The sequence below is a fragment of the Nonomuraea sp. NPDC003560 genome (assembly GCF_042878785.1).
GTDB lineage: Bacteria > Actinomycetota > Actinomycetes > Streptosporangiales > Streptosporangiaceae > Nonomuraea.
Map to the genome: position 1 here is coordinate 75,804 of NZ_JBIAOF010000014.1, position 24,050 is coordinate 99,853.

Below are 24,050 nucleotides of genomic sequence, written 5' to 3' on the forward strand. Positions count from 1 at the left end.
CGCCGTCACTCAGGAGCGGCGGAAGGTCAGCGGGCCAGCTCCCAGCGGGCGCCGTGCGGCGTGTCCTCGACCGTGATGCCCGCCGCGGCGAGCTGGTCGCGGATCGCGTCGGCCGCCGCGTAGTCCTTACGGGCCCGCGCGGCCTTGCGCTGCTCCAGGGCCACCGCCACCAGCGCGTCGACCACCGGCGACAGGTCGGAGCCGCCCCCGCGCCACTGCGGCGAGCGAGGGTCGAGGCCGAGCACGTCGAGCATGTTCTGGGTCTCGGCGAGGAGGCGCGCGATGGCCTCCTTGTCACCCCGCGACAGCGCCACGTTGCCCTCGCGCACCACCTCGTGCACCACGGCGAGCGCCTGAGGCGTGCCGAGGTCGTCGTCGAGCGCGTCGGCGAACGCCTGCGGAAGGGGCGCGTCGGCGTCGACGTCGTGGATCACCTCGGCGGCGCGGGTGACGAAGCCCTCGATCCGCTGGTAGGCCGCCGCCGCCTCCAGCAGCGCCTCCTCGGAGTACTCGATCGAGGAACGGTAGTGCGGCGCGGCCAGGTAGTAGCGCAGCTCCACCGGACGCACCTTCTGCACCATCTCGGGGATCAGCAGCGAGTTGCCGAGCGACTTGCTCATCTTCTCGGCGCCGATCTTGAGCATGCCGTTGTGCATCCAGTAGCGGGCGAAGCCGTCGCCGGCGGCCTGCGACTGGGCGATCTCGTTCTCGTGGTGAGGGAAGATCAGGTCGATGCCGCCGCCGTGGATGTCGAACGTCGGCCCGAGGTACTTGGTGGCCATCGCCGAGCACTCCAGGTGCCAGCCGGGACGCCCGAGCCCCCACGGCGTGGGCCAGGTCGGCTCGCCCGGCTTGGCGCCCTTCCACAGGGCGAAGTCGCGCGCGTCGCGCTTGAGCGACTCGTCGTCGGTGTCGGCCGCGGCCCGCATGTTCTCCAGCTTCTGGTTGGAGAGCTTGCCGTAGTGGTCGGCGTAGGACTGGACGCTGAAGTAGACGTCGCCGCCCGAGGCGTAGGCGTGGCCGCGCTCGATCAGCCGCTCCATCAGCGTGATCATCTCGGGCACGTGGCCGGTGGCCCGCGGCTCGACGGTGGGCGGCAGGCAGCCGAGCGTGTCGTAGGCCCAGGTGAAGGCCCGCTGGTTGCGCTCGGCGATCACGAACCAGGGCACGTCCTCCGCGGCCGACACCCTGATGATCTTGTCATCGATGTCGGTGACGTTGCGGCAGAACGTCACGTCGTATCCGGAACGCGTGAGCCAGCGCCTGAGCACGTCGAAGTTCACGCCTGAGCGGATGTGCCCGATGTGCGGAGGAGCCTGCACGGTGGCCCCACACAGGTAAATCGACGCCCGGCCGGCTTCGACCGGAACGAATTCACGGATGGCGCGCGTGCTGGTGTCGTAGATGTGCAGGCTCACGATGGCAAGGCTAACGCCTCGGGGGCTCTCGTAGGCCGATTACTCAGCCTCGTACCGTGACCTTGTCGGGACGGATCCGGATGATCAGGCGCTCGGTGCCCGGCTTGTCCTCCCACGGCTCGCCCGTGTACTTCTGGGCCAGCTCCTGGATCAACGCGCCCTCGGGGTCCTCCTCGATCGTCACCCGGCCGCGCACCTCCACGTAGCGGTCGGGGCTCTTCGGGTCGATGACCAGCAGACTCGTCCGCGGGTCGCGCTCGAAGTTGCGCGGCTTCACCCGCCCCCGGACGGTCGAGAACAGGACGTCGTCGCCGTCCGTGCGCACCCACACCACGGTCGACTGCGGTCCGCCGTCGGGGTTGAGGCTGGTCACCGTCGCATGATTCGGGGCATCCAGGAGTTCGCGCGCTTCTTCCGGCAGCTCGGGCATGTGTCTCCCTCGATCGGTCGTGATCCTCATTCTTCTGTAGTCTCGAAGGCGCCATGGACGTGACTCCCCCCTCTACGCTCCGTCGCCTGGGCATCGCCCTGGCCGGGCTCGCGGTGGCCGCTCTGACCGGAGCCGCCTGCGCGCTGTCCTTCGACGATCTGCGCGCGCTGGCCGTCACCGGCGAGGCGCGGCAGGACCTCGCCTTCCTCTATCCGGCCGCCTTCGACGCGCTGCTCGTGGTCGCGCTGCTCGGCGTGCTGCTGCTGCGTCCCGCCCTGCCGCTGGTGCGGGCACAGGCCGCCACCGTGCTGGTCCTGCTCATCGTGGCCGCCGCGGCGGCCAACGTGGCGACCGCGCTGCGGTTCACCTTCGACGCGCGCCAGGTGGCCGTGGGCGTGGCCCTGGCGCCCTGGGTCATGCTGGCCGTGGCCCTGTGGCTCTGGCTGCTGCTGATCAAGCACGTCCAGGCTCACCGGGGCGCGGCGCGCGAGGAGGCGGACGACGACGACTTCGTGCCCTTCCACCCGGGCCGCGCGGCCGACACGCCGCCGCCGCTGGTGACCGAGGCGCCCCCGCCGGTGCTGGAGTCCACGCCGCTGGTGGGGCCCACGGCCGCGCCGGAGACGCCGCCGGTCCCGGCCCAGGTGTCCGAGTGGCGGGCCGTGCAAGAGCCCGAACCCGAGCCTGTACGAGCCCCTGAGCCCGAACCGGAACCCGAACCGGAGCCCGAGCCGGAAGCGGAACCGGAACCCGAACCGGAACCGGAACCGGAACCGGAACCGGAACCGGAACCCGAGCCGTTGAGGCGGCCGGTCCGGTGGGGCGACCGGGTGAAGCCGACCGACGTCCTGGTCCACCCACGCACCGACACCCGGGCCACCGACACGCGCGACGTCGACACCCAGCCCGTCCCCGTCATCGAGGACGACCGCCGGACCCGCCCCGCCGCCGACGAGCCCCGGACGCCCCAGAGCGACTCTGAGGCCACCGCGCCCCACCCGGTGATCCACGAGGACACCCAGGCCCCCTCCGGCCGCCTGCGCAGCACTCCGCGCCCGCCGGACCCCGAGGAATAGCGGCCACGTCCCGAAAAAAACGCGAGAAGCACGAGAGGCCCGTCCGGGATGATCCCGGACGGGCCGTTTCGTGTGCGTCTATCTCGTCTACACCCCTGGCGCCCGCTAGACCCTGGAGCCGCGGCGTAGGCCGGCGACCAGGCCGACACCGACGATCGCCAGGACGACCTGCATCACGAGCTCGATCCAGTCGATGCCGGGGGTCGTCTCGACGCCGAGCACCTGGGCGATGAGGGTGCCCAGCAGGGCGGCGACGATGCCGACGACGATGGTGAGGATCCACCCGATGGCCTGCCTGCCGGGCAGCAGCAGGCGACCGATTGCGCCAATGACGGCGCCAATCACGATGGCGCCAAGGATGGACTGAATGGTCATGACACGAAACCTCCCCGTGAGAGTGAGCCGTTCACTCTCACGGGGAGCTTCGCTACCCGATCGCCGGCGATTATGCGCCGGCTTTACGAACGAGCAGGTCAGGTCGTGGTTCGGCCGGTACGTCCACCGCGTCCTCCCCAGCCCATCCGCGTCACGAGGAGCACGCCGACCACAGCCAGGACGAGCTGGAGTATGTGTTCGAGCCAGTCGATGCCCTTGGTGTCGGCCCAGCCGAACGCCTGGGCGATCAGGGTGCCGATCAGGGCGGCCACGATGCCCACGATGAGCGTCAGGCCGATGGACATGTTCTGCCTGCCAGGCACTATCAGCCGGGCCAGCGCACCGACGATGGCGCCGATGACTACTGCGGAAACGATCGCGCCGATCATGTGTAGCTCCCCCCGAGACGTTCACATGTCTTAGAGGGGGACATACCCGACACCTGGGGAAACTACCCCCTGAGGAAGGCGGCGGTCCGTACCGCGCCAGTGACGAACCGCCGCCCCCACAGTTGGCGGGTTCGGCGACGACCCGCCGGGACACCCTCACGTATCCCACACATAAGACGCTGAATGCCTAGGAAAGGTTGACCACGAGGGCCGTGGCGATGGCGGCGATCCCCTCGCCGCGCCCGGTGAGCCCGAGCCCGTCGGTGGTGGTGGCCGAGACGCTCACCGGCGCCCCCACGGCGCCGCCGAGCGCCAGCTCGGCCTCGGTACGCCGCGGAGCCATCTTGGGACGGTTGCCGATCACCTGGACGGCCACGTTGCCGATCTCGAAGCCCGCCGCGCGCACCTGGCGGGCGGTCTCCTCCAGCAGGGTGACCCCGGAAGCCCCGGCCCAGCGGGGATCGGACGTGCCGAACAGCCCGCCCAGGTCGCCCAGGCCGGCCGCGGACAGCAGCGCGTCGCAGGCGGCATGCGCGGCGACGTCGCCGTCGGAGTGGCCGTCGAGCCCGATCTCGGCCGGCCAGTGCAGGCCGGCGAGGCTGAGCTCACGCCCCGAGTCCGCCGAAGCGAACGGGTGGACGTCGACTCCGACGCCCACCCGTGGAAGATTCGTGTTCAGGAGTTGAGAACCTCGTCGAGCAGGGCCTCAGCCTTGTCCTCATTGGTCTTCTCGGCGAGCGCGAGCTCGCTGACGAGGATCTGACGAGCCTTCGCGAGCATGCGCTTCTCGCCCGCTGACAGGCCGCGCTCGCGGTCGCGACGCCACAGGTCGCGAACCACCTCCGCAACCTTGTTCACATCGCCGGAGGCGAGCTTCTCCAGATTGGCCTTGTAACGGCGCGACCAGTTGGTCGGCTCTTCCGTGTGCGGCATCCGAAGAACATCGAAAACCCGCTCAAGGCCTTCCTGGCCGACGACGTCGCGCACACCGACGAGTTCCGCGTTTTCTGCTGGCACCTGGACGGTAAGGTCGCCCTTGTCGACCTTGAGCACCAGGTAGGTCTTTTCCTCACCCTTGATGGATCGCTTCGTGATTGCTTCGATCCGAGCAGCCCCATGGTGGGGGTAGACGACAGTGTCGCCGACCTGGAAAGTCATGTGACAAGTACCCCTTCCGCTGTACTCCAGGGTACCACGCATCCACAGGCTCCCGGAACAGTGAAATCCTCATAACTGCAGGTCAAAGCCGCATATTGGGGCTTGACAAGTCCTCGACCGTATGAATCGCATTTCCGGACATAGCGAATGACCTGCAGGGGTGCGGATATGACCATGGATTCAGGTGGATATGGTAGGCGCTGCCCAACACCCCATGCGCCATACCGCGCAAGAGCAAGGAGAACCCGCACGTGACCAGCCGTCGCTGGATTGTCGTAGCCGCCGCGTTCTTGGCAGCCCCCGTGCTCGCGGGCTGCGGGGCAGGATTCGACGCCAACACCAACAAGCCGTACGCCCCGAACGAGGCGGTCGCACTCATCGACCAGGGTGCTTATGGCACGCGCGGCATTCACATCCCGCAGGCGTTCATCCTCGGCCCCGACTCCGGCGCCCAGCTCCCGTGGCGCGGTTCAGCCCCGATCTACCTGAACATCCTCAACACCGCGGGCGCCGCCGACACGCTCCAGGCCGTCTCCGCGGGCTCTGTCGGGTCCGTGAAGGTCGCCACGCCGATCCAGCTTCCCCCCAACCAGCTCGTCAACACCGGCAAGCCGCAGCCCCAGCTGATGCTGGAGAGCATCTCCACGAGCCTCAGAGGCGGCGAGAGCGTGCGTCTGGACCTCCAGTTCGCCAACGCCGGGACAGTGACCCTGAACGTCCCTGTGGTCACGCGCAGCCGTGAGTTCAAGGACTACCCCGCCGCCCCCAACGCCACCCCGGTCGCGACGCCCTCGGCGTCGCCCACCCCCACGGCCACCGAAGAGGCCCACTGACGGCATGAGAGAACCCTTGTTCTGGTACGAACCCACGTACCAGAACAAGGGTCGTTCACTCCTCGGCGGCGTCGAACTTGTAGCCCAGGCCGCGCACGGTGAGGATGCAGCGCGGGTTCGACGGGTCCGCCTCGATCTTGGCCCGCAGGCGCTTGACGTGGACGTCGAGCGTCTTGGTGTCGCCCACGTAGTCGGCGCCCCAGACGCGGTCGATGAGCTGGCCGCGGGTGAGCACCCGGCCAGCGTTGCGCAGCAGCACCTCCAGCAGCTCGAACTCCTTCAGCGGCAGCTGCACCTGGGCGCCGCGCACCGCGACGACGTGCCGGTCGACGTCCATGCGCACCGGGCCCACGGCCAGGACGGCCGTCTCCAGCTCCTCCACCACGTCGCCCTGACGGCGCAGCACCGCGCGGATGCGGGCCACCAGCTCCCGCGAGGAGAACGGCTTGGTCACGTAGTCGTCGGCGCCCAGCTCCAGGCCCACGACCTTGTCGATCTCGCTGTCCTTGGCGGTCAGCATGATGACCGGCACCTTCGAGCGCTGCCGCAGCGAGCGGCACACCTCGGTGCCCGGCAGGCCGGGCAGCATCAGGTCGAGCAGCACGAGGTCCGCGCCGTTGCGGTCGAACGTGTCGAGCGCCTCGGGCCCGGTCGCCGCGACCGACACCTCGAAGCCCTCCTTGCGCAGCATGTAGGACAAGGCGTCGGAGAAGGACTCCTCATCCTCAACCACTAGAACTCTGGTCATTTTGCGGTCTCCAGGGGAATCGAGGGTGGTACTGCCACCGCCGTGCCGCCGAAGGCGGGCAGACGGAGGGTGAAGGTGGAGCCGGAGCCTTCCTTGCTCCAGACGGACACCTCGCCCGCGTGGGCCGCGGCGACGTGCTTGACGATGGCCAGGCCGAGCCCCGTGCCGCCGGTCGCCCGTGACCTGGCCGCGTCGACGCGGAAGAAGCGCTCGAAGATGCGCTCCAGAGACTCCTCGGGGATGCCGATGCCCTGGTCGCTGACGCTGATCTCGACGGAGTCGCCGGCCGGACGGACGCTGACCACGACCCGCGTGTGCTCGGGGCTGTAGGCGACGGCGTTGTCGATGAGGTTGCGCAGGGCGGTGACGAGCAGCTCGTCGTCGCCCCAGATGCGCAGGCCCTCGGTGCCGCCGGTGACCAGCGTGATGTCCTTGGCCACCGCCTTGGTGTTGCAGTGGTCGATGGCGTCGTGGACGGCCTCGTCGATGGCGACCTGGCCCGGGGTGGGGATGGGCTCGGCGCCCTGGATCCTGCTCAGCGTGATCAGGTCCTGGACCAGGTAGGTGAGCCGGGCGGCCTCGTGCTGCATGCGCCCGGCGAAGCGGGTGACCGCCTCAGGGTCGTCGGCGGCGTCCTGGATGGTCTCGGCCAGCAGGCTCAGCGCGCCCACGGGGGTCTTCAGCTCGTGGCTGACGTTGGCGACGAAGTCGCGGCGCACCGCCTCGACCCTGCGCCGCTCGGTCTGGTCCTCGGCCAGCACCAGCACCTGGCCGTAGGAGCCGAGGGGGGCGACGCGGACGGCGAAGTTCGTCGTCTCCTGGCCGAACTTGTGGCCGGCGACGTCGATCTCGCTCTCGCGGATCTCGCCGTCGCGGCGTACCTGTCTTGCCAGTGCGAGCAGCTCCGCGGCCATCAGCCTGTCGCCCTTGACCAGCCCGAACGCGCGCGCGGCCGAGCTGGCGCGCAGCACGCGGTCGTGCGCGTCGAGCACGACGGCGGACGAGGGGAGCACGGCGAGCACGGAGGCCACGCCCTGCGGCAGCGCCGCTCCGGTCTCGACGCCGTCGGCTGAATCGGTCCTCTTCGGAGCCTCGATCTGGTTCCGGTAGAACAGGACCGCCAGGGCTCCCACGACGAACCCGGCCAGGGCCGCGAAGCTCATGGCCATCTCACTCATGCCTCCGATGGTAGGTGGCGAAGTCCAAGGGACAGACCTCTCACCTGCGGATGAACGGCCCTTTCCTGGAAAGTTCATCTCGCAGTAGAGGTTCGTTCATCGAGCGGCACGTACGGTGACGACATGCGCGACGCGTACCATGAAGAACTTGATCTCCTGACGGGCAAGCTGGTCGAGATGACGAGGCTGGTCCGCTCGGCCATCTCCCGTGCCACCACGGCCCTCCTCGACGCCGACCTCCAGCTCGCCGAGAGCGTCATCTCCCGCGACCAGGAGGTGAACGCCCTCTTCGCCGACATCGAGACGTCGATCTTCGAGCTGATGGCCAGGCAGCAGCCGGTCGCGGTGGACCTGCGAATGGTCATCACGGCGCTGCGCATGGGCACCGACCTCGAACGCATGGGCGACCTCGCCGTCCACGTGGCCAAGGTGGCCCGGCTGCGGCACCCCGACTCGGCCATTCCGCCCGAGACTCGCTCGACCATCGTGGAAATGGGGCAGATCGCCGAGAACCTGGTCACCAAGGCCGGGAGCTGCGTGGCCTCCAGGGACGTGGAGTCGGCCCTTGAGCTGGAGGAGGACGACGACGCGATGGACCGGCTGCACCGCCGGCTGTTCCGCAACATCCTGGCCAAGGACTGGCAGCACGGCGTGGAGCCGGCGATCGACATCACGCTGATCGGCCGGTACTACGAGCGGTACGCCGACCACGCGGTGCGGGTGGCGCGGGACGTCGTCTACCTGGTCACCGGCACCCGTCCCAGCTGACGGCCTCCCGGAGGCGAGCTCTTCACCCGGACGCAGCGGGCGGCACCTGTCGGGGGGCCGCCCGCTTCGCACGTCCCCGGCCGGGCATGGGGCGATCCGGCGGGACGAACAGCGGCAAGCAGCGACAGACGCCCGCCAAGCGCCCTGTCTCCTGGCCAAAAGCGGATGCGGTGACGTCTCCGCATGTGGCAGGCTCCGCCGGTGAATCGTGAACAGATCTCCCGACTCGCCCACGCGGACCATCCGATCGCGGCTCCGCTCGACGACGACTCGGTGCGCCGCCTGCTCGACCGCGCCCTCCCCGAGGGCGGCTCACGCGTGCTCGACCTCGGCTGCGGCGGCGGGGAGTGGCTGCTGCGCGCGCTGGGCACGCATCCCAAGCTGCGGGCGGAGGGCGTGGACATCGCCGAGGGCTCGCTGGCGCACGCCCGCGAGAGCGCGGAGGCGCTCGGCGTCCACGACCGGCTCGTCCTCCATCGTGCGGACGCCGCCGAGTTCACCTCGCCGCACGCGTTCGACCTGGTGATCAGCGTCGGGGCGACGCACGCGTTCGGCGGCCTTCCGCCCACGCTCGCGGCGGCGCGCGAGCACCTGGCCCCCGGCGGGCGCGTCCTGGTCGGCGACGGTTTCTGGGCCGGGGAGCCGTCCGCCGCGGCGGTGGAGATGCTGGGCGAGCTCACCGGCCTGCCGGCCCTGATGGACCGCGTCACCGCCGACGGCTGGACGCCGGTGCACGGCCACATCAGCACCCGCCAGGAGCTCGACGACTACGAATGGGCCTGGACGGGCTCGCTGGCGTCCTGGGCTCTGGACAACCCCGACCATCCGGACAGGTGCGAGGCCCTCACGACGGCCGACACCCACCGCGCCGAGTGGCTGCGCGTCTACCGGGACGTCTTCGGGTTCGTCACCCTCGTCCTGCGCCCGACGTCCGACTGACGGGCCGCGCCCGCTCCTCGGCCGGCGTCAGGAGGCCGCCTGCCGGCTCCTGCACACATGCCGCCGCGCCAGCTCGGCCCAGACCGCGGCGGCACGGGCGTACGGGCCCCTGGCGGTCTCCTCGTGGTCCCCGCGCTCGGTGACCCGCCGCACGAAGAACTGCGCCGCCTCGAAGCACAGGACGTACTCCTCGCAACACGACGCTTCGACCACGCGTACGAGCCCGCGCGACACATGGGGCTCCCACGTCGGCACGTCAGACCGTCCCGCCCGGAACGCGGGCTTCCCCGGCGGACGGAAGGGGGCAGGAGCGCTCAGCTCTGGCAGAGGTGCTCACATCCCCGAAAGCATAGGCACCTCGCCGCAAGACGGCCCACACATTTCAGTGTCCGGCATCAGTGACATACCTTCCCCACCCCCGCCCCCCAGCCCCAAGCCCTCGCCCATCGCGGACGTCCAGGCAGGTGACGCTGGCATGACAGCGCCGATCCGCCCTCAAGAAGGGCGGCGTCGGCCGCTGCACGGCTGCATCTCGACACAGCATCGAGACCGGCACCTAGCAGTCTTCGTGGTCACGCCCCATCGACGGGATAGCGCAATCGGGCTCGCCGCAGCCCCTCGTGACCGACCGCGAAAACGAACGGCTCGATCACCCGCCTCACGACATGGACGATCTGAGCCTCGTTGCCGAGGAAGGCCGCTGCCATCTCCTTCCCGACCATCCTGGCGGTCGCCAGCGCGAATATGCGCGCGCCGCTCGTGTAGATGACGCGCGCTTCCACCAGGTTCCGGGTGATGGCAAGGTCCTTGCACAACAGGATGTCGCCGCGAATCGTGGCTTCTTCGATCCACTGAACGTCAGCGATGCGCTGGGAGGCGTCCGCCCCGTAGCGCTCGTCCATCGTTTCCAGGACCCAGCCGGCCTCGCGCAGGGCTTGGGGGACGATGCGGGAGCCTAATCCGCGGTCCAGGAAGAAGGTGAACCCGGAGGCGCGCGCATCGTCCGCCATGCCTTCCTCTCACGCCGCCTGCGGCAGAAGACCTTCGACCTCGTCCACTTGGAGGTCGTAGTCCTCGGCCACTTCTTGGCTGTCCTCACCGGCCCGCAGGCGGTTGAGCACGTCGGCGACACGGACGCCTCGTCGGGCGACGGTCGGCTGACCGCCGTTGATCCATGAGTCGACCGTGACCGCCACGCGGTCGTAGCCCGGAAGCTGGATCACCTTCATCCAACCGTCCACGTAAGTGACGCGTCGCAGGTAGTCACGGACGATCGGCCGGAACACCTGCTGACCGCTGCGTACCACGACCAGCCCGTCGACCGCCTCGCGCTCCACGGGATCGTCGGTGTGCTCCCTGAAGTCCCACAGCACCTCAGCGCCGTCGGTCATCAGCCGCTCGCTGGCCAGCGCCTGCTCCAGCCCGATGTTCTCCTCAAGCCAGCGGATGGCCGGCCTGATGCGCCGCATCGGAACGTCTGCCCTGCGGAAGGCGGCCAGCATGTACGCCTCGGCCAGACCGACGAACGGCACGGTCGGCTCCTGTGCGCCGGCGGTCGTCACCAGGGGCTCGACCGCCACCGTGACGCCGTCCATCCGCTTGTACGCGTAGCCGACGGACCAGTTGCGGAAGGATTCACGCGGAACGCCGATCAGGTCTGCCGCCTGGCTCTTGCTGTACAGGGGGGTGACATAGCGGAAGTCGCTGATCAGCCCACTACGTGGAACGTGGTCGCGCGGTTCCATCAGAGTCCTCTCCCTTCAGGCTCAGCCTAGGGAAATCCGCGACCGGATGCTCGCAATCTCCCGTCTTTCAAATCGATCATCCACGCTCCGGCGCAGGCACCGTCGTCCCGACACGTCACGAGGGCGAACGCAGGCCCAGGCCGGGAGAGCACAAGGGGACGGGAGAGTCCCCTCGTGCGCCCGAAGGGCTGTGGGGTCAGCGGCCCTGGTTGGCCACTGCTTCGATGGCGGCCTTGGCGGCCTCCGGGTCGAGGTAGCGCCCGCCGCGCACCTGCGGCTTGAAGTCGGCGTCCAGCTCGTACGCCAGCGGGATCCCCGTGGGGATGTTGAGCCCGGCGATGTCGTCGTCGCCGATGCCGTCGAGGTGCTTGACCAGGGCCCGCAGCGAGTTGCCGTGCGCGGTCACCAGGACCGTGCGCCCCGCGGCCAGGTCGGGGACGATCTCGTCGTACCAGTACGGGAGCATGCGGTCGACGACGTCCTTCAGGCACTCCGTGCGCGGCATGAGCTCCGGCGGCAGGAGGGCGTAACGGGGGTCGCCGGCCTGGGAGTACTCGTCGTCGTCGGCGATGGGCGGCGGCGGCACGTCGTACGAGCGGCGCCAGAGCATGAACTGCTCGTCGCCGAACTCCTCACGCGTCTGGGCCTTGTTCTTGCCCTGCAGGGCCCCGTAGTGGCGTTCGTTCAGCCGCCAACTGCGCTTGACCGGCAGCCAGAGCAGGTCGGCCTCGCCCAGGGCGAGCTGGGCCGTCTGGATGGCCCGGGTCAGGAGGCTGGTGTGCAGGACGTCGGGCCGCAGACCGGCCTCCTGCAGGAGCCGGCCGCCGCGCCGGGCCTCGTCCTCGCCCTTGGCCGACAGGCTGACGTCCACCCAACCGGTGAACAGGCCCTTCGCGTTCCAGTCGCTCTCACCGTGCCGTAGCAGCACCAAAGTCGCCATGCGGCCAATCCTATGGCCGCCGCCCGGAGCGCCGGCAGGTCACTGCCCGGGGTCGGCGAATCGGGCGAAAGCCTGCAGGTTGGCCAGGGATTCGCCGCGTTTGGCACGCCACTCCCACTCCCGCCTGATGGAGGAGGCGAAGCCCAGCTCCAGCGCCCGGTCGAACCAGTCGTCGGCGTACGTCAGCACGCAGCCGAGCAGCCGGTCGACCTCCTCCTCGCTGACGGCGGCCAGCGGCACCCGGCCGACCAGATAGACGTCGCCGACGGGGTCGAGGGAGAAGTGCACGCCGTACATGGCGCCGTTCTTGCCGAGGAGCCAGCGGTAGAACTCCTCGTGGTTCTCGTCCGGCTGACGGCAGAAGAACGCCTCGACGTGCAGCACCCGCTCGCCGACGATCAGCCAGGTCATGGTGGCGAGCTTGTGCTGTCCGGGCAGCTTGACCAGGAACGCCCCGGGCCGCGGCTCGTCGTAGGAGACGTCCGCGGCCTTGAGCGCGGCTTCGACGACATCGCGCATGGGATACAGCTTAGGAGCGCGCGACGTGAGGCCGTCCAGCCGCTAGAAGTTGAGCGCCACGGGCACCTTGTGCAGGTTCGCGACGGCGCCCGCGTACACCTCCATGAGCCGGCCCGCCGTCGCCTGCCAGCCGAAGGCGGCCGCGTGCGTGCGCGCCCCCCGCGACAACTGCTCACGCCAGTCCGGCAGGGTGACCAGGCGGTGCAGGACGCGGGCCCATTCGTCCGGGTCGTGCCCGTCCACCAGCACGCCGGAGACCCCGTCGTGGACGGCGGTGCGCAGCCCGCCCACGGCCGCGGCGGCGACCGGCGTCCCGCAGGCCTGCGACTCCAGGGCCACGAGCCCGAACGACTCGCTGTAGGACGGCACGACCGTCACGTCCGCCGCCCGGTACCAGTCGGCCAGTTCCTCCTGCGGGGCCGGCGGCACGAGCCGGACGACGTCGGAGATGCCCAGCTCACCGGCCAGCTCGGCGAGGATGGACGGCCGGGCGAGCCCGTTGCCCGACGGCCCGCCGACGCAGGCGACGACCAGCCGGCCGCGCAGCGAGGGGTCGTCGATGAGCATGCGCGAGGCCGCGCGCAGCAGCACGTCGGGGGCCTTGAGCGGCTGGATGCGGCCGACGAACAGCAGCACGCGGGCGTCCTGCGGCAGGCCGAGCCGCTGCCGGGCGGCGCCCTGCGAGGCGGGCTGGAAGACGGTGAGGTTGACGCCGGGGTTCACGACGGCCACCCGCTGCCGGGCGGCGCCGTACAGGTCGATGAGCTCGCGGGCCTCGTCGGCGGTGTTGGCCACGAGGCGGTCGGCGATCTCCACGACCTGTTCCTCGCCCACCACGCGGGCCTGCGGCTCCGGCTTGTCGTCCTGGGCGAGCAGCAGGTTCTTGACCTTGGCCATGGTGTGCATGGTGTGCACGAGCGGCACGCCCCAGCGCTCCTTGGCCAGCCAGCCGACCTGCCCGGACAGCCAGTAGTGGGAATGGATGACGTCGTAGTGACCCGGTTCGTACATGGCCTCGGTGCGCAGCACCTCGGACAGGAACGCGCACAGCTGCCCGGGAAGGTCCGCGCGGTCCATCTCCTCGTACGGCCCTGCCGTCAGGTGACGTACCAGGACGCCTGGGGCGAGTTCGGCCACGGGTGGCTGGTCGCGGGCGGTGGCCCTGGTGAAGATCTCCACCTCCACGCCGAGTTGCGCCAGCCTCCTGGCCGACTCGACGATGTACACGTTCATCCCACCGGCGTCGCCCGTGCCGGGCTGGTCCAATGGCGATGTGTGCATGCTGATGGTCGCGACCCGGCTGACCCGTCGTCGCCTCACTCGACATCACCTCCAAGCGGAATACAACCATCCGAATTTTTTCGACATTCCCTGCGGCGGTTCGCACCGCGTCCGCCCTGGCAGGATGAGGGGCATGCAGAGAACGGCAGTGGTGACCGGCGCGAGCGGCGGGATCGGCGAGGCGACCGCGCGGCGGCTCGCCGCTGAAGGTTACGTGGTGGTGGCGGGCGCACGACGCCGCGACCGGCTGGACAAGCTGGCCGCGGAGGTGCCCTCGATCAGGCCGGTGACGCTCGACGTGACCTCTCAGGAGTCGGTTGACGCGCTGGTCGGCTCGCTCGACCGCTGCGACGTGCTGGTCAACAACGCCGGTGGCGCGCTCGGCATGGAATCGGTCACGGACGGCCTTCTGGACGACTGGCAGCAGATGTACGACACGAACGTACTCGGCTCCCTACGCATGACCCAGGCGCTGATCCCCAAACTCGTGGAGTCGGGCGACGGCGTGCTGGTGATGCTGACCTCGACCGCCGCCCTGGTCTCGTACGAGGGCGGCGGCGGCTACTGCGCGGCCAAGCACGCCCAGTCCGCGATGGCCGAGACCCTCCGCCTGGAGCTGGTCGGGCAGCCGGTCCGGGTGGTCGAGATCGCGCCGGGCATGGTCAAGAGCGAGGGCTTCGCGGTCACCCGCTTCCGCGGCGACGAGACGGCCGCCGCCCGCGTGTACGAGGGCGTCCCCGACCCGCTGTCCGCCGACGACGTGGCCGACGCCATCGCCTGGTGCGTGACGCGCCCGTCGCACGTCAACATCGACCGCCTGGTGATCAGGCCGCGCGCCCAGGCCGCCCAGCACAAGGTGCACCGCGTCAGCGGCGGTTGAGCCCGATGGCCAGACCGGTCGGCGCGATCACCCGCGGCACGACGTGGCACAACCGGCTGCGCCGGGTCGACCGCTGGACGGCCGCCGTGCACGGCCCGGCCCTGCGCGCCGCCGTCCGCCCGCTCGTCGTCGACCTCGGCTACGGCGCCTCGCACACGACCACGCTTGAGCTGTTCACCCGGCTGCGCGCGGTCGCGCCCGACGTCGAGGTGGTCGGCATCGAGATCGACCCGGCCAGGGTGGCCCTGGCCAAGCCGTACGAGCGGGAGGGGCTGAGCTTCGCGCTCGGCGGCTTCGAGCTGCCCGTCCCGCGCCCGCCGACGCTGGTCCGCGCCTTCAACGTGCTGCGCCAGTACGGCGAGGCGGAGGCGTGGCACTACTGGGACGTGCTGTGCGGCAAGCTGGCCCCCGGCGGCGTGCTGGTCGAGGGCACCTGCTCCGAGACCGGACGGCGGGCGGTCTGGGTGGGCCTGTCCCCCGACGGCCCGCGCACGCTGACGTTCTCCGCCCGGTTCGACGCCTTCGAGCGGCCTTCCGACCTGGCCGACCGGCTGCCGAAGACCCTCATCCACCGGAACGTGCCGGGTGAGCGCATCCATGCGCTCCTGCGCGACTTCGACCACGCGTGGGCGGTCAGCGCCCCTTACGGGGTGCACGGGCTGCGGCAGCGCTGGCTGGCGTCCGTGCGGCTGCTGGCCGGGCAGTGGCCGGTGGCGGTGCGCCCGCCGCTCGGCGGCCCGGCCCGCTGGCGGCTCGGCGAGCTGACACTGCCCTGGTCGGCGGTGGACCCGCGCTGACGGATCCGGGCCATCGGGAGAGCTGACGGGATCCGGGCTATCGGGAGATCCGGGCGAGGAACACCTCGTAGGCGGCGGTGTCGAACAGCACGAACCTGACCTCCTCCACCGACGTCCCGGCCGCGCGCACGGCGGCGACGGCGATGCGGGCGGCGTCGTCGAGCGGCCAGCCGTAGACGCCCGTGGAGATCGCGGGGAAGGCCACCGTCCGCGCGCCCAGCTCGTCCGCCACCCGCAGCGACTCCTGGTGGCAGGAGGCCAGCAGCTCGGAGCGGTCCTGCGACCTGGAGTAGACCGGCCCGACCGTGTGGATCACCCAGCGGGCCGGCAGCAGCCCGGCGGTGGTGGCGACGGCCCGGCCGGTCGGCAGGCCCTTGCCGTAATGCCCGGCGCGCAGCCGCCTGCACTCCTCCAGGATCTCCGGCCCGCCGCGGCGGTGGATGGCGCCGTCGACGCCCCCGCCGCCGAGCAGCGAGGAGTTGGCCGCGTTCACGATCGCGTCGGCCCGCTGCTCGCTGATGTCGCCCTGCACCAACGTGACATTCATCTCACCGAGCCTGCCAGGCGGGGTTCGGCGCCGCCACTTGCCGCTCCCGGATGCCAGCTCGACGCTCTGTAGAGCTACCCTGAAGGGCGTGAAGGGTCTTGGCGAGCTTGAGCGCAGCATCATGGACATCCTCTGGGCGGAGCACAACCCGCTGACCGCCCGCGAGGTCGGCAGGCTCATTGCCGATCGCGACCTCGCCCCCACGACGGTGATGACCGTACTCGACCGCCTCACGCGCAAGGGCTTCCTGGAGCGCACCAGGGACGGCCGCGCGTGGCGTTACGAACCGGCCGCGAGCCGTGACGCCTACATCGCCGAGCTTATGCTTGAGGCGTTGGACCTGACGGGCGACCGATCGGCCGCCCTGACCCGCTTCGCCCAGGCCGTGTCGGGCCCGGAGGCGGAGATCCTGCGGAGAGCTCTCACGGAGCTGGAGGAAGAGTGATCACGGCAGCGGTGCTAGCGGCGCTCGCCACGGCGTGCGCGCTCGGCTCCTGGCGTTTCACGACGGCCCGGTGGACCTCCCGTGCCCCGAGGCTCGCCATCATCGTCTGGCAGTCCCTGGGCGTGGCCTGGGGCCTGGCCACCACCGGCGCCATGCTGGCCTACGCGGTCCTGCCCTACAACATGGGCGTGCTGCCGGGGCTGATCGCCTTCGCCCGCGGCGAGACGCCGGCCGATGCCTGGGACCCGCTGCACGTCCTGGCCATGATCGCCGGTCTCACGTCGCTGGCGGTGCTGGTCGTGGTGCTGCTGACGGCCGGCGTGCAGGCGTTGCGCGCGCGGCGGCGGCATCGCGTGCTGCTCGCGCTGATCTCCCGCGACGATCCGGGCGTGCCGGGGGTGCGGGTGCTCGACCATCCCAGCGCGGCGGCGTACTGCGTGCCGGGGCTGCGCTCGCAGGTCGTGGTCAGCGCGGGCGCGCTTGAGCTGCTGTCGCCGGACGAGATGGCGGCCGTGCTGGCGCACGAGGCCGCCCACGTGCGCGAGCGGCACGACCTGGTGCTGCTGCCGTTCGCCGCGCTGCGCCGGGCGCTGCCCTGGTCGAAGGTGGTGGCCGACGCGCAGGCGCAGGTGGAGCTGCTGATCGAGATGGCCGCCGACGACCGCGCCCGCCGCTACTGCTCACCGCGCAGGCTCGCGACCGCGCTGCTCAGGTTCGGTACGGCCGGCGCCATGCCGACCCCGCAGGGCATGCTCGGCGTGCACGCGCACAACGTCATGGCCAGGGTGGACCGCCTGATCAAGCCAGGGCCGGAATTGTCGGCATTTGTCCGGTACGGCTACCTCGCCCTCTCTGTGAGCTTGCTCACCACCACCCCCTTCCTGTGGGTCTACCAGCTCTGACTGCTTGCAGGTGTTAGCCGTTCCGTTTGCAATTGCAAGCACGGGACGGCAGACTGTGGGTATGGCACTACCGAAGGTCGGCTCGATCGGCGAGTACATCCGCGAGCAACGGCAGCAGGCGAAGATCTCGCTGCGCCAGCTCGCGCAGGCGGCAGGGGTCTCCAACCCCTACCTGAGCCAGATCGAGCGCGGGCTGCGCAAGCCGAGCGCGGAGATTCTCAACCAGATCGCCAAGGGTCTGCGCATCTCCTCGCAGGCGCTCTACGTGCAGGCCGGCCTCATCGAGGACCGGGAGCCGCCGAGCGACGTGATCACCGCGGTCAACGCCGACACGCTGCTCACCGAGCGGCAGCGCCAGGTGCTGATCGACATCTATGAATCGTTCCGCAAGGAGAACCGCACCGAGGGCGAGCAGACCTCCCAGAACGCCCGCCCTCAGCACGACTCCACCGCGGACGACGAGCCGCCGCTGCCCGAGGAGTATCTCGCCGCGCTTGAGCCCTACGCGGCCTCCCCCGGCAACGGGACCGTCACCCAGGAAACCAAGGAAGGTTAACCCATGACGCTTGCCACCGAGGTCAAGAAGCTCACCGACTCCAAGCCGTTCTACGCCTTCGCCGGCGCCGGCGACTTCGCCGTCGAGAAGCTGCGCGAGCTGCCCGAGCAGCTGCGTCAGCTCCAGTCCCGCCGCTCGGAGCTGGCCAGGGACCTGCCGGAGAAGACCCGCGCGTACGCCGACAAGGCCGAGGGCTTCGTCCGCGAGTTCCCGGACAAGGCCCGCGAGTACGCCGACCAGCTGAGCAGCAAGGCCACCGAGGTCTACGAGGACTTCGCCACCCGTGGCCGCAAGGTCGTCAGCAAGACGACCGGCGAGGCCGCCCTTGAGCTGGAGGAGGTGTCGGAGGCCGCCGAGCCGCCCGTCGCCGAGCCCGTCAAGAAGACCACGCGCACGCCTCGGGCCAAGGCCTGAGTGAGCGAATGGGCCCGCCTCTTCGGAGGCGGGCCCGTTCCTGTTCTGGTGCCCGCTTGTCGGGGACGCCTATTAGGCTGGGGCCGATTTCATCGCGGCGTTGGGTGGAGCCAGCAACATGAATATGATCAACGGCGTTTTCAACTTCCTTTTCCTGGTGCTCGCCGCCGTCATCTTCGGCATGTCGGTCTACGCGCTGGTGCACGCGGCGCGCGTGCCGACCAACGCGTTCGTCTCGGCGGGCAAGCTGCAGAAGAAGATCTGGGTGCTCATCCTCGCGCTGGCGACCCTGCTGTCCGGCGGCGGCGCGCTGGGCTACTTCAACGACTTCATGCTGATCGGCGGCTTCCGGTTCATCGGCCTCAACGGGCTCGGCCTGTTCTCCATCCTGGCCGTCATCGCCGCCACGATCTACATCGTCGACGTCAAGCCCGCGGTCAAGGGCATGGGCCGCGGCAACAGCGGCCCCTACGGCCCCTGGTAGGCCGGCCCCGCCCGGATCAGGCCAGCTCCGCCGCCAGCCACGCGGCGATGCGCTCGTGCCCGGCGAACGTGGGATGCACGCCGTCGGGCAGCACCGTCTCCGACGGCCTGCCGGTCACCCATTTCCGGCGCATCGGGTCGAGGAACGGCACGCCCGCGGCGTCGGCCACCTCCGCCAGGGCGTCGCGCACCCGGTATGCCTTGGCCGGGGTGTCCTCCAGCCAGATCGGGCCGACCATGACGACCTTGGTGACCGGCCAGCGGCGGCGCACCTCGGCGAGCAGGGCGGCGGCGGCCGCGCGCACCTGCCCGGTGCTCCAGCGCTGGTCGTTGTGGCCGCCGGAGATGACCAGCACGTCGGGGGCCGGCCGCCAGGCCAGCTCCTCCTCGAACGACCGCCGGAACGTGCGGCCCACCTTGCCCTCGTTGAGATAGCCGGTGCCGCCGGCGCCGGCGATGACCGGCTGCCAGCCGAGCAGCCGCGCCGACTCCGAGGCGTAGGTCCGCCAGGGCGGCACCGGGCCGGATCCGACGGTGAAGCTGTCGCCCACGAACATCATCACGGGAACCGCCGGACGGGCGGGAGGGACGGCCTCGGGCGCCCGCTGCGGCGGCGTCCGGGCCACCGCACTCGTACATGCCGAAATTCCAGCAAATATCCCCATTAGTGCGACGACTGGGGCGATTCTTCCTCGAAGCATCAGGCCACGCATAATCACCCCGGGCACTAGGCTGCCGATATGACCGCCGACCTCCACGGACGCACGCAGCGGCTCGAACTGTCGGACCAGAGCCTGCGAGATTTCGAAGCCGTCGTGCTGGACGCGACGCCTGAGGGGATCGTGCTGAGCAGGTCGGCATTCTATCCAGGCGGCGGCGGCCAGCCGGCCGATCACGGAGTTCTGGTCTGGCAGGGCGTGGAGACGCGCATCGTCGGGGTGCGCAAAGGCGACGATCTCTACCTGATCCCCGCCGAAGGCGACCCGATCCCGCCCGCCGGCACGGTCGTCGAGGCAGCGGTGGCCGACGCCCGGCGTTCGGCGCTCATGCGGACGCACTCGGGCCTGCACGTGTTGTGCGGCGTGGTGTTCAGGGACTACGGCTGCCTGGTCACCGGCGGCAACATGGACGAGCTGAGCGCCCGCATGGACTTCGACCTGCCCGAGGTGCCGCCCGGCTTCAAGGAGACCGTCGAGGACGCGTGCAACGCCGAGATCGCCGCCGACCGCCGCATCGACGTGCGCGTGCTGCCGCGGCGGGAGGCGTTCGAGATCCCCGACATCATCCGCACGGCCAGCAACCTGGTGCCCGAGGCCGTCCAGGACGTGCGCATCGTCGACATCGTGGGCCTCGACACGCAGGCCGACGGCGGCACCCACGTGGCCTCGACCAAGCAGATCGGCCGTATCAGGGTAGCCAAGATCGAGAGCAAGGGCCGCGGCTTCCGCCGGCTGCGCATCGCGATCTCCGACTAGCGCCCCTCGACCAGCCCGGCGAGCCCGTCGAGCAGCGCGTCGAGGCCGAAGGCGAACAGCCGGTCGAGGTCGAGGTCGAACTCGCCGCCCAGCTCCTCGATGACGCCGGTGAAGGCGGTCAGCCGCCCCGACTCCGCCAGCGCCTGGAGCTCCCCCTCCCGGCTGGTCATCCACTCGTCGGCGGTCAGCCCGGTCGCGGCCTGGGCCTGCTGCTCCATCTCGATGTTGGCGGCCAGGCCCTGGACGAAGCTGAACAGCAGGGTGTGCACGTGCATCTTGCTGACGGGATCGAGGGGCGAGCCCTCCAGCGTGCGCATGACCCACTCGGTGTGGGCGATCAGGCTGGCCGAGGGCAGCGGCCTGGTCAGTGACGTGACCCTGGCCATCCACGGGTGGGTGCGGTAGCCCGCCCACTGCACCTGGGCGGCGGTCTCCAGCCTGGCCCGCCATCCGTCGGGCGGCGGGTCGGGCAGCGGGAACTCCCTGATCACGTGGTCGATCATGAGCATGACCAGGTCGTCCTTGCCGCCGACGTGCCGGTAGAGGGACATGGTGGCCACGCCGAGGCGGCCCGCGACGCCGCGCATGGTCAGCTCGGCGAGCCCGTCGGCGTCGGCGATCTCGACGGCCGCGGCCACGATGCGGTCGCGGGTCAGGTCGTCGCCGGACGGGACGGTGGCCCGCCGCGCCCTGCCACCGCGGATCTCGGCCACGATCGTGCCGACGCGCGGCTCGGCGACCACCGCGCCCTCCTGGGCCAGGACCGTGAGCGCCTTGGCGGCCGTGGCGAGCGCGACCTCCCAGTCGCGGGCGAGCTGCCTGGTGGAGGGCACCCGGTCGCCGGGGCGGAGCCGGCCGTCGGCGATGCGCCGCCTGATGTCCTCGACGATGCGCGCGTAGGGCGGAGCGGTCATCACAACCCTTTCTCTGTACTAGTACAGATCTTACCAGGGAACCCTTGTGAGCTGCTGTATGTACGACGTACATTCAGGTCCGCGTACAACGTCAACAGCAAGGAGCGCGTCATGAAGGTTCTGGTCTCGGGAGCGAGCGTCGGCGGGCCCGTCCTGGCTCACTGGCTGCGGCGGCGGGGCTTCGAGGTCACGCTGGTCGAGCGCGCGCCGCGCCCGCGCAAGGGCGGCCAGGCCGTCGACCTCCGCGGCGCCGCCCTGGTCGTGGCCGACCGTATGGGCATCCTGGAGCAGGTCAGGGCCGCGCGGACGACCATGCGCGGCATGTCCATGGTCGACGGCGACGGCAACGAGATCATGCGCAGCACCGAGGAGACGATCAGTGGCGGCCGGCTCGACAGCCCGGACGTCGAGATCGCCCGCGACGACCTCACCGCGATCGTCGGCGCCGTCACCGACGCCCCCTGCCGCTACGGCGACTCCATCGCCGCCCTCGCCCAGGACGGCGACGGCGTGGACGTGACCTTCGACAGCGGCGTCCGGGAACGCTACGACTACGTGATCGGCGCCGACGGTCTGCACTCCAACGTCAGGCGTCTGGTGTTCGGCCCGGAGCAGCGCTTCCTGCGGCACCTCGGCATGTACGTCTCCATCTACACCGCCGACAACTTCCTCGGCCTGGACCACTGGCAGCTCTGGCACCGCGAGGGCGAGGCCGGGTTCGGCCTGTTCAGCGACCGGGAGCCGGCGGCGATGAAGGTGAACATGGGCTTCGCCGCGGGCCCGATCGACTACGACCACCGCGACGTCGAGCAGCAGAAGCGCCTGGTCCAGGAGCACTGCTCGGGGCTGCGCTGGGAGGCGCCCAAGCTGCTCGCGGCCATGTGGCAGGCCGACGACTTCTACTTCGACGCCATGGCCCAGGTGGAGATGGACCGCTGGTCGCAGGGCCGGGTCGCGCTGATCGGCGACGCCGCCCACTGCCCCTCGCCGCTGTCGGGGCAGGGCACCAGCCTGGCTCTGGTGGGGGCGTACGTGCTGGCCGAGGAGCTGGGCCAGGCCCCCGAGGGGGCGTTCGAGCGGTACGAGCGGCGCATGCGGCCCTACGTCGCCCTGAACCAGGCTCTGGCCCTGGAGAACCCGGGCATGGCCGCCTCGCCCGAGAGCGTACGCCGGGCGGCCGACGCCATCACCCTGGATTGACACCCGCAACCGCTACGATGTCCCGCCATGACGGGTTTCAGACTCACATTGGCCGCCCTGGGAGCCACCGCTCTGACGTTGCTGGCCACCCCCGCCTCGGCGGAGGCCGGGATCACGGACCAGGTGACGATGACGCTCGCCAAGGACGGCACTCTCCACGTGGTCGAGAAGATCACCGGGGCGTCCGGCGGCCTCAAGCGCACCCTGCTCACCAAGACCCGCTACGACGACGACAACGACCGCGTCTACCGGGTCACCAACGTCAAGGGCGGCAAGCTCGACGGCGACGTCCTGACCGTGACCGGCCAGACCGTCGAGTACGACGTCAAGGGCGCGGTGACCACCTCCGGCGGGGTCGAGGAGCTGCGCTGGTTCGCCGTCAGCGGCTGGAGCGTCCCCGTCACCAAGGCGACCGTCCAGGTCAGCGGGCCCGGCCAGGTGCAGAATCTGTCGTGCTTCGCCGGTGACCTGACCTCGGCGATCGGCTGCACCTCGGCCTCGATGGACCACACCGCCACCCGGGCCGACTTCGAGCAGGACAACCTCGCGGCGGGCCAGGCCCTGACGGTGGTCGTCGGCTACCCCAAGGGTTCCAGCTCCGGGGCGCCCATCCTGGAGCGCCGCTTCTCGCTGGCCTCGGCGTTCACCCTCGACCTGGTCACCGGCGGCGCGCTGGCCGCCCTGCTCGTGCTGCTGCTCGGCGGCGTCGGCCTGCTCTACTGGACGCGCGGCCGGGACGCCCGGGTCGCGGGCCACGAGAAGGGCGGGGTCGATCCCATCCAGAACGGGCACTTCACCCCGCCGGACGGCGTGCGTCCCGGCCAGATCGGCACGCTGGTGGACGAGCAGGCCGACGTGGTCGACGTGACCGCCACGATCGTCGACCTGGCCGTCCGCGGCTACCTGCGGATCGACGAGCAGCCCCGCCAGACCTACGACGCCCCCGACTGGCTGCTGGTCAGGCTGCCGAACGCGCCGGTCAACTCGCTGCTGACGTACGAGCGCGCTTTGTACGACGCGGTCTTCGACGGCCGCGACGCGGTGCTGCTCTCCCAGCTGTCCGGCTCGTTCGCCGGCCATCTGGGCAAGGTGCGCGACGCGCTCTACACCGACGTGGTCGAGCAGGGCTGGTTCGCCCGCCGTCCCGACACCGAGCGCACCCGGTGGACGACGATCGGCGTCGTGCTGATCGGCCTGGGCCTGCTGGCCACGGTCGGGCTGGCCTGGTTCACCACGTACGGGCTGCTGGGGCTGGCCCTGGTCATCGCGGGCGGCGCGCTGGCCGTCGGCGGCCAGTACATGCCGGCCAAGACCGCCAAGGGCTCGGCCGCGCTCGCGCACACGATGGGCTTCCGCGAGTACCTGTTCTCCGGCGACCTCGGCGAGGTGCCCGAGCAGCACCGGGTGGAGCTGTTCTCGCGCTACCTGCCGTACGCGGTGATCTTCGACGGGGTCGAGCACTGGTCGCGGGTGGTGGCCTCGGTGACCGGCAACGGCCACCAGGCCGACAACCTCTACTGGTACCACGGGCCGGCGGAGTGGGACCTGTCCAAGTTCGCCGGGTCGATGCGCACGTTCACCACGACGACCTCGGGGGCCATCTCCGCCAGCCGCCAGTTCCGCACCCTGTAGACACTCCG

At 70.5% G+C, this 24,050-nt stretch carries 31 protein-coding genes; 14 read left to right on the top strand and 17 right to left on the bottom strand.

Going from position 1 to position 24,050, the window contains the following annotated elements:
• Window positions 1–26: 26 nt before the first annotated feature.
• Both cysS and ACFYUV_RS41760 read right to left on the bottom strand, forming a co-directional pair.
• Window positions 27–1,418 (bottom strand): cysteine--tRNA ligase, encoded by a 1,392-nt coding sequence (gene cysS / locus ACFYUV_RS41755; protein WP_387679330.1) that lies wholly within the window; start codon window positions 1,416–1,418, stop codon window positions 27–29.
• 43 nt (window positions 1,419–1,461) lie between these two features.
• Window positions 1,462–1,878: a PPOX class F420-dependent oxidoreductase gene (locus tag ACFYUV_RS41760; RefSeq protein WP_387679333.1), complete on the bottom strand. Its 417-nt coding sequence runs from the start codon at window positions 1,876–1,878 to the stop codon at window positions 1,462–1,464.
• Window positions 1,879–1,901: 23 nt separating this feature from the next.
• On the opposite strand from ACFYUV_RS41760, the gene ACFYUV_RS41765 reads away from it, so the two are divergent.
• Window positions 1,902–2,924, top strand: a complete 1,023-nt coding sequence (locus ACFYUV_RS41765) for a DUF2637 domain-containing protein (RefSeq protein WP_387679336.1) — start codon at window positions 1,902–1,904, stop codon at window positions 2,922–2,924.
• Window positions 2,925–3,029: 105 nt separating this feature from the next.
• On the opposite strand, the gene ACFYUV_RS41770 is transcribed toward ACFYUV_RS41765, so the two are convergent.
• The 4 genes from ACFYUV_RS41770 to ACFYUV_RS41785 all read right to left on the bottom strand — a co-directional run bounded on the left by ACFYUV_RS41770 (window position 3,030) and on the right by ACFYUV_RS41785 (window position 4,846).
• Window positions 3,030–3,299 carry a GlsB/YeaQ/YmgE family stress response membrane protein gene (locus ACFYUV_RS41770; RefSeq protein WP_352322341.1) on the bottom strand — a complete coding sequence of 90 codons (270 nt, stop codon included), beginning with the start codon at window positions 3,297–3,299 and terminating at the stop codon, window positions 3,030–3,032.
• Window positions 3,300–3,397: 98 nt separating this feature from the next.
• Window positions 3,398–3,688 carry a GlsB/YeaQ/YmgE family stress response membrane protein gene (locus ACFYUV_RS41775; protein WP_352322343.1) on the bottom strand — a complete coding sequence of 97 codons (291 nt, stop codon included), beginning with the start codon at window positions 3,686–3,688 and terminating at the stop codon, window positions 3,398–3,400.
• A gap of 187 nt (window positions 3,689–3,875) precedes the next feature.
• Window positions 3,876–4,346, bottom strand: coding sequence for a 2-C-methyl-D-erythritol 2,4-cyclodiphosphate synthase (gene ispF, locus ACFYUV_RS41780; RefSeq protein ID WP_358289293.1), 471 nt, complete (start codon window positions 4,344–4,346; stop codon window positions 3,876–3,878).
• Between the two features lie 17 nt (window positions 4,347–4,363).
• Window positions 4,364–4,846 carry a CarD family transcriptional regulator gene (locus ACFYUV_RS41785; RefSeq protein ID WP_043624891.1) on the bottom strand — a complete coding sequence of 161 codons (483 nt, stop codon included), beginning with the start codon at window positions 4,844–4,846 and terminating at the stop codon, window positions 4,364–4,366.
• A 251-nt stretch (window positions 4,847–5,097) separates the two neighbouring features.
• On the opposite strand from ACFYUV_RS41785, the gene ACFYUV_RS41790 reads away from it, so the two are divergent.
• On the top strand, window positions 5,098–5,679 hold the full coding sequence (locus ACFYUV_RS41790) for a copper chaperone PCu(A)C (RefSeq protein ID WP_352322347.1): 582 nt from the start codon (window positions 5,098–5,100) through the stop codon (window positions 5,677–5,679).
• A gap of 55 nt (window positions 5,680–5,734) precedes the next feature.
• Here the strand turns inward: ACFYUV_RS41790 and ACFYUV_RS41795 are convergent, their stop codons facing one another.
• Together ACFYUV_RS41795 and ACFYUV_RS41800 are read right to left on the bottom strand one after the other, a co-directional pair.
• Entirely contained in the window at window positions 5,735–6,427 is a 693-nt protein-coding gene (locus ACFYUV_RS41795) for a response regulator transcription factor (RefSeq protein WP_352355444.1), read from the bottom strand.
• A complete protein-coding gene (locus ACFYUV_RS41800) occupies window positions 6,424–7,596 on the bottom strand; it encodes a sensor histidine kinase (protein ID WP_387679874.1) in 1,173 nt (390 codons plus the stop codon). The genes ACFYUV_RS41795 and ACFYUV_RS41800 overlap by 4 nt, the downstream gene beginning before the upstream one ends.
• A 132-nt stretch (window positions 7,597–7,728) precedes the next feature.
• Between ACFYUV_RS41800 and phoU the strand changes: the two genes are divergently transcribed.
• Window positions 7,729–8,373 carry a phosphate signaling complex protein PhoU gene (gene phoU / locus ACFYUV_RS41805; RefSeq protein WP_387679339.1) on the top strand — a complete coding sequence of 215 codons (645 nt, stop codon included), beginning with the start codon at window positions 7,729–7,731 and terminating at the stop codon, window positions 8,371–8,373.
• A gap of 201 nt (window positions 8,374–8,574) precedes the next feature.
• The gene (locus ACFYUV_RS41810) at window positions 8,575–9,312 is read left to right on the top strand and encodes an SAM-dependent methyltransferase (protein ID WP_387679342.1); all 738 of its coding nucleotides are present in this window, start codon (window positions 8,575–8,577) and stop codon (window positions 9,310–9,312) included.
• A 27-nt stretch (window positions 9,313–9,339) separates the two neighbouring features.
• Here the strand turns inward: ACFYUV_RS41810 and ACFYUV_RS41815 are convergent, their stop codons facing one another.
• From ACFYUV_RS41815 to mshA, 6 genes are all read right to left on the bottom strand, one after another.
• Complete coding sequence (locus ACFYUV_RS41815) at window positions 9,340–9,546, bottom strand: hypothetical protein (protein ID WP_352319699.1); 207 nt, start codon at window positions 9,544–9,546, stop codon at window positions 9,340–9,342.
• A gap of 338 nt (window positions 9,547–9,884) precedes the next feature.
• A complete protein-coding gene (locus ACFYUV_RS41820; protein ID WP_387679344.1) occupies window positions 9,885–10,322 on the bottom strand; it encodes a hypothetical protein in 438 nt (145 codons plus the stop codon).
• A 9-nt stretch (window positions 10,323–10,331) separates the two neighbouring features.
• The gene (locus ACFYUV_RS41825; protein WP_387679347.1) at window positions 10,332–11,057 is read right to left on the bottom strand and encodes a DUF433 domain-containing protein; all 726 of its coding nucleotides are present in this window, start codon (window positions 11,055–11,057) and stop codon (window positions 10,332–10,334) included.
• Window positions 11,058–11,253: 196 nt separating this feature from the next.
• Entirely contained in the window at window positions 11,254–11,997 is a 744-nt protein-coding gene (locus tag ACFYUV_RS41830) for a phosphoglyceromutase (protein WP_352355458.1), read from the bottom strand.
• 39 nt (window positions 11,998–12,036) lie between these two features.
• Window positions 12,037–12,516, bottom strand: a complete 480-nt coding sequence (locus tag ACFYUV_RS41835) for a YbjN domain-containing protein (protein WP_357967206.1) — start codon at window positions 12,514–12,516, stop codon at window positions 12,037–12,039.
• A gap of 42 nt (window positions 12,517–12,558) precedes the next feature.
• Window positions 12,559–13,797 (bottom strand): D-inositol-3-phosphate glycosyltransferase, encoded by a 1,239-nt coding sequence (gene mshA / locus ACFYUV_RS41840; RefSeq protein ID WP_387679877.1) that lies wholly within the window; start codon window positions 13,795–13,797, stop codon window positions 12,559–12,561.
• A gap of 133 nt (window positions 13,798–13,930) precedes the next feature.
• On the opposite strand from mshA, the gene ACFYUV_RS41845 reads away from it, so the two are divergent.
• Together ACFYUV_RS41845 and ACFYUV_RS41850 are read left to right on the top strand one after the other, a co-directional pair.
• Window positions 13,931–14,677 carry an SDR family NAD(P)-dependent oxidoreductase gene (locus tag ACFYUV_RS41845; RefSeq protein WP_358289304.1) on the top strand — a complete coding sequence of 249 codons (747 nt, stop codon included), beginning with the start codon at window positions 13,931–13,933 and terminating at the stop codon, window positions 14,675–14,677.
• Window positions 14,678–14,682: 5 nt separating this feature from the next.
• Window positions 14,683–15,474, top strand: coding sequence for a class I SAM-dependent methyltransferase (locus ACFYUV_RS41850; RefSeq protein WP_387679351.1), 792 nt, complete (start codon window positions 14,683–14,685; stop codon window positions 15,472–15,474).
• A gap of 37 nt (window positions 15,475–15,511) precedes the next feature.
• On the opposite strand, the gene ACFYUV_RS41855 is transcribed toward ACFYUV_RS41850, so the two are convergent.
• On the bottom strand, window positions 15,512–16,021 hold the full coding sequence (locus tag ACFYUV_RS41855; RefSeq protein ID WP_387679354.1) for an O-acetyl-ADP-ribose deacetylase: 510 nt from the start codon (window positions 16,019–16,021) through the stop codon (window positions 15,512–15,514).
• A gap of 88 nt (window positions 16,022–16,109) precedes the next feature.
• Between ACFYUV_RS41855 and ACFYUV_RS41860 the strand changes: the two genes are divergently transcribed.
• The 5 genes from ACFYUV_RS41860 to ACFYUV_RS41880 all read left to right on the top strand — a co-directional run bounded on the left by ACFYUV_RS41860 (window position 16,110) and on the right by ACFYUV_RS41880 (window position 18,822).
• On the top strand, window positions 16,110–16,466 hold the full coding sequence (locus tag ACFYUV_RS41860; RefSeq protein WP_352319711.1) for a BlaI/MecI/CopY family transcriptional regulator: 357 nt from the start codon (window positions 16,110–16,112) through the stop codon (window positions 16,464–16,466).
• Window positions 16,463–17,368, top strand: coding sequence for a M56 family metallopeptidase (locus ACFYUV_RS41865; protein ID WP_387679357.1), 906 nt, complete (start codon window positions 16,463–16,465; stop codon window positions 17,366–17,368). Before ACFYUV_RS41860 ends, ACFYUV_RS41865 begins: the two co-directional genes overlap by 4 nt.
• Window positions 17,369–17,429: 61 nt before the next feature.
• Window positions 17,430–17,924, top strand: coding sequence for a helix-turn-helix transcriptional regulator (locus ACFYUV_RS41870; protein WP_352355473.1), 495 nt, complete (start codon window positions 17,430–17,432; stop codon window positions 17,922–17,924).
• Window positions 17,925–17,927: 3 nt separating this feature from the next.
• Complete coding sequence (locus ACFYUV_RS41875) at window positions 17,928–18,338, top strand: hypothetical protein (protein WP_352355475.1); 411 nt, start codon at window positions 17,928–17,930, stop codon at window positions 18,336–18,338.
• Window positions 18,339–18,462: 124 nt separating this feature from the next.
• Window positions 18,463–18,822: a DUF2516 family protein gene (locus ACFYUV_RS41880; protein WP_352319719.1), complete on the top strand. Its 360-nt coding sequence runs from the start codon at window positions 18,463–18,465 to the stop codon at window positions 18,820–18,822.
• A gap of 16 nt (window positions 18,823–18,838) precedes the next feature.
• Here ACFYUV_RS41880 and ACFYUV_RS41885 read toward each other — a convergent pair whose 3' ends face one another.
• A complete protein-coding gene (locus tag ACFYUV_RS41885) occupies window positions 18,839–19,447 on the bottom strand; it encodes an SGNH/GDSL hydrolase family protein (RefSeq protein ID WP_387679360.1) in 609 nt (202 codons plus the stop codon).
• 114 nt (window positions 19,448–19,561) lie between these two features.
• Here ACFYUV_RS41885 and ACFYUV_RS41890 point away from each other — a divergent pair, with 114 nt between their 5' ends.
• Window positions 19,562–20,296 carry an alanyl-tRNA editing protein gene (locus ACFYUV_RS41890; protein WP_387679363.1) on the top strand — a complete coding sequence of 245 codons (735 nt, stop codon included), beginning with the start codon at window positions 19,562–19,564 and terminating at the stop codon, window positions 20,294–20,296.
• On the opposite strand, the gene ACFYUV_RS41895 is transcribed toward ACFYUV_RS41890, so the two are convergent.
• Window positions 20,293–21,210, bottom strand: coding sequence for a TetR/AcrR family transcriptional regulator C-terminal domain-containing protein (locus ACFYUV_RS41895; protein ID WP_387679366.1), 918 nt, complete (start codon window positions 21,208–21,210; stop codon window positions 20,293–20,295). The genes ACFYUV_RS41890 and ACFYUV_RS41895 overlap by 4 nt on opposite strands.
• Window positions 21,211–21,321: 111 nt before the next feature.
• On the opposite strand from ACFYUV_RS41895, the gene ACFYUV_RS41900 reads away from it, so the two are divergent.
• Window positions 21,322–22,410 carry an FAD-dependent monooxygenase gene (locus ACFYUV_RS41900; protein WP_387679369.1) on the top strand — a complete coding sequence of 363 codons (1,089 nt, stop codon included), beginning with the start codon at window positions 21,322–21,324 and terminating at the stop codon, window positions 22,408–22,410.
• A gap of 27 nt (window positions 22,411–22,437) precedes the next feature.
• Window positions 22,438–24,042, top strand: a complete 1,605-nt coding sequence (locus tag ACFYUV_RS41905; protein ID WP_387679371.1) for a DUF2207 domain-containing protein — start codon at window positions 22,438–22,440, stop codon at window positions 24,040–24,042.
• The last annotated feature ends 8 nt before the right edge of the window (window positions 24,043–24,050 follow it).

Excerpts from the sequence above, each read along its gene's own strand:
- ACFYUV_RS41760 (WP_387679333.1), bottom strand. The coding sequence starts at position 1,878 with ATGAGGATCACGACCGATCGAGGGAGACACATGCCCGAGCTGCCGGAA.
- ACFYUV_RS41765 (WP_387679336.1), top strand. The coding sequence starts at position 1,902 with ATGGACGTGACTCCCCCCTCTACGCTCCGTCGCCTGGGCATCGCCCTG.
- ACFYUV_RS41770 (WP_352322341.1), bottom strand. The coding sequence starts at position 3,299 with ATGACCATTCAGTCCATCCTTGGCGCCATCGTGATTGGCGCCGTCATT.
- ACFYUV_RS41775 (WP_352322343.1), bottom strand. The coding sequence starts at position 3,688 with ATGATCGGCGCGATCGTTTCCGCAGTAGTCATCGGCGCCATCGTCGGT.
- ACFYUV_RS41785 (WP_043624891.1), bottom strand. The coding sequence starts at position 4,846 with ATGACTTTCCAGGTCGGCGACACTGTCGTCTACCCCCACCATGGGGCT.
- ACFYUV_RS41795 (WP_352355444.1), bottom strand. The coding sequence starts at position 6,427 with ATGACCAGAGTTCTAGTGGTTGAGGATGAGGAGTCCTTCTCCGACGCC.
- ACFYUV_RS41800 (WP_387679874.1), bottom strand. The coding sequence starts at position 7,596 with ATGGCCATGAGCTTCGCGGCCCTGGCCGGGTTCGTCGTGGGAGCCCTG.
- phoU (WP_387679339.1), top strand. The coding sequence starts at position 7,729 with ATGCGCGACGCGTACCATGAAGAACTTGATCTCCTGACGGGCAAGCTG.
- ACFYUV_RS41820 (WP_387679344.1), bottom strand. The coding sequence starts at position 10,322 with ATGGCGGACGATGCGCGCGCCTCCGGGTTCACCTTCTTCCTGGACCGC.
- ACFYUV_RS41825 (WP_387679347.1), bottom strand. The coding sequence starts at position 11,057 with ATGGAACCGCGCGACCACGTTCCACGTAGTGGGCTGATCAGCGACTTC.
- ACFYUV_RS41830 (WP_352355458.1), bottom strand. The coding sequence starts at position 11,997 with ATGGCGACTTTGGTGCTGCTACGGCACGGTGAGAGCGACTGGAACGCG.
- ACFYUV_RS41835 (WP_357967206.1), bottom strand. The coding sequence starts at position 12,516 with ATGCGCGATGTCGTCGAAGCCGCGCTCAAGGCCGCGGACGTCTCCTAC.
- mshA (WP_387679877.1), bottom strand. The coding sequence starts at position 13,797 with ATGCACACATCGCCATTGGACCAGCCCGGCACGGGCGACGCCGGTGGG.
- ACFYUV_RS41845 (WP_358289304.1), top strand. The coding sequence starts at position 13,931 with ATGCAGAGAACGGCAGTGGTGACCGGCGCGAGCGGCGGGATCGGCGAG.
- ACFYUV_RS41850 (WP_387679351.1), top strand. The coding sequence starts at position 14,683 with ATGGCCAGACCGGTCGGCGCGATCACCCGCGGCACGACGTGGCACAAC.
- ACFYUV_RS41855 (WP_387679354.1), bottom strand. The coding sequence starts at position 16,021 with ATGAATGTCACGTTGGTGCAGGGCGACATCAGCGAGCAGCGGGCCGAC.
- ACFYUV_RS41870 (WP_352355473.1), top strand. The coding sequence starts at position 17,430 with ATGGCACTACCGAAGGTCGGCTCGATCGGCGAGTACATCCGCGAGCAA.
- ACFYUV_RS41875 (WP_352355475.1), top strand. The coding sequence starts at position 17,928 with ATGACGCTTGCCACCGAGGTCAAGAAGCTCACCGACTCCAAGCCGTTC.
- ACFYUV_RS41880 (WP_352319719.1), top strand. The coding sequence starts at position 18,463 with ATGATCAACGGCGTTTTCAACTTCCTTTTCCTGGTGCTCGCCGCCGTC.
- ACFYUV_RS41890 (WP_387679363.1), top strand. The coding sequence starts at position 19,562 with ATGACCGCCGACCTCCACGGACGCACGCAGCGGCTCGAACTGTCGGAC.
- ACFYUV_RS41895 (WP_387679366.1), bottom strand. The coding sequence starts at position 21,210 with ATGACCGCTCCGCCCTACGCGCGCATCGTCGAGGACATCAGGCGGCGC.
- ACFYUV_RS41900 (WP_387679369.1), top strand. The coding sequence starts at position 21,322 with ATGAAGGTTCTGGTCTCGGGAGCGAGCGTCGGCGGGCCCGTCCTGGCT.
- ACFYUV_RS41905 (WP_387679371.1), top strand. The coding sequence starts at position 22,438 with ATGACGGGTTTCAGACTCACATTGGCCGCCCTGGGAGCCACCGCTCTG.